Genomic DNA, 1,598 nt, shown 5'->3' with positions numbered 1-1,598 from the left:
AACGGATAAGAAAGTATAAATTTTGAGGAAGGGGAGTACCCATCCTTGTTAAGTTATTTGTAAAATAGAGTCATGGAGACAAACATTCTTAGAGAAATTTTCTTTGATGAGAATCAACATTGGGATCGGTTTGAAAAGAAGCATGGTAGAAAAATACGACCCATTGTCCGAAAAGAAGTGGAGAAATTTCGTAACTGTGGCAATCCAAAGAATGGGTTTAAGCTATTTGTATGTGAAGGGTGTCATGATGTTAGACGGGTACCGTATCGATGTAAGGGGAGGTTCTGCACAACTTGCTCTGTTGGGGAAACCGAGGAATGGAGTCGGTTGCTCGAACACGAAGTATTTCAAGTCAATCATCGCCATATTATCCTAACGATCGATGAAGGCTTACGGGACGTGTTCCTCAAACATCGCAAGCTGTTAAAGGAGTTTATGGACGAAGGCGCGCGATTTATCCGAGAATACTTTGAAAAGAAACATAAAGTAAATCCAGGCATTATCGTAGGCTTGCATACATTTGGATCACGTATTAACTTTAATCCGCATCTACATTTGTTGGTCACAATGGGAGGGATGAAGCAGAACGGTGAATGGAAAACCTACGACTTCCTTCCGTTCGAGATGCTTCGAAAGCAGTGGCAAACCATTGTATTAAAGCTCATTAGACGTCTTCTGACAGAAGAGGAAAAAAAGGAAGTACAGCGCCTTCTACAAAAGGCCTACTCCGCTAACGGGGAAGGCTTCTATGTGCATGCTCCGAAACAAAAAGGGAACATAAAAGCGCAGTTGGCTTATATTGGCCGATATATTCGTCGACCCGCCATCGCTCTTGGCCGGATTGAGGAATATGACGGCCAATTTGTGACGTTTCGGTATAAGGATAAAACGGATGGGCAGGAAAAAACAGAAACCGTAACAGTAGAAGAATTTATTGCTCGCCTCATCAGACATATTCCGGACGAACAATTTAAAACGATTCGTTATTATGGTGTGTATGCCCGAAGAGTGAAAAACCTTTGTAAAAAGGTTCTTTCAGCGTGGCAAAAAACTGTGAAAAGGTGGATCGTAAAAGCAAAGCATGTACTTCGTCGAAGAACATGGCGAGAGAAGATGATAAATTATGCAGGGAAAGACCCTATGGTTTGCCCAAAGTGTGAGTGCTACTATGAATACAAGGGAGAAGCCTGCCTAAAAGATGGACAACTTACGGTCGCCTTTGCTGTTTGCGATCTATCTCGGCGTTGTCTGGAAAGGATGATTGAAGATCTCACAGGTGTCAAAAAAGAAAAAGGCAAAGAAAAATCACAAAGCATTACTCGACAGTTTCCGAAGGAAACAAGAGAGGAACGAAGTCGTCAAATATGTTTGTTTGACGTGTCATGAAACAGAGGATGTACCTCTAAGTGTTGTTCGTGATTTTGATGCAATGGATGATGGTGACCCAACCGTGCCACCGCAATTTGGTTGTGAGTACTGTGGAAACCCCATGTATCCTGAGTATTATAAAGGTTTACATGGCTATGAATACAAACTTTCGGATATCCTCTAGCGCAAAAAAGGACAGTCAGGGCGTTTTTCCCTGACTGTTTTTCTTA

General features: G+C 42.1%; 1 protein-coding gene. It reads left to right on the top strand.

Features of this window, described 5'->3' with window-relative positions; translation table 11 throughout:
- Positions 1-72 precede the first annotated feature (72 nt).
- Positions 73-1,386 (top strand): IS91 family transposase, encoded by a 1,314-nt coding sequence (locus AC3WJN_RS25490; RefSeq protein WP_081494728.1) that lies wholly within the window; start codon positions 73-75, stop codon positions 1,384-1,386.
- Positions 1,387-1,598: the final 212 nt, after the last annotated feature.

The sequence above is a fragment of the Brevibacillus sp. FW306-2-1A-C05A genome, from assembly GCF_058781555.1.
Note: the sequence above shows the minus strand (reverse complement) of the source record. Positions and strands in the feature narration are given on the sequence as shown.

Excerpts from the sequence above, each read along its gene's own strand:
- AC3WJN_RS25490 (WP_081494728.1), top strand. The coding sequence starts at position 73 with ATGGAGACAAACATTCTTAGAGAAATTTTCTTTGATGAGAATCAACAT.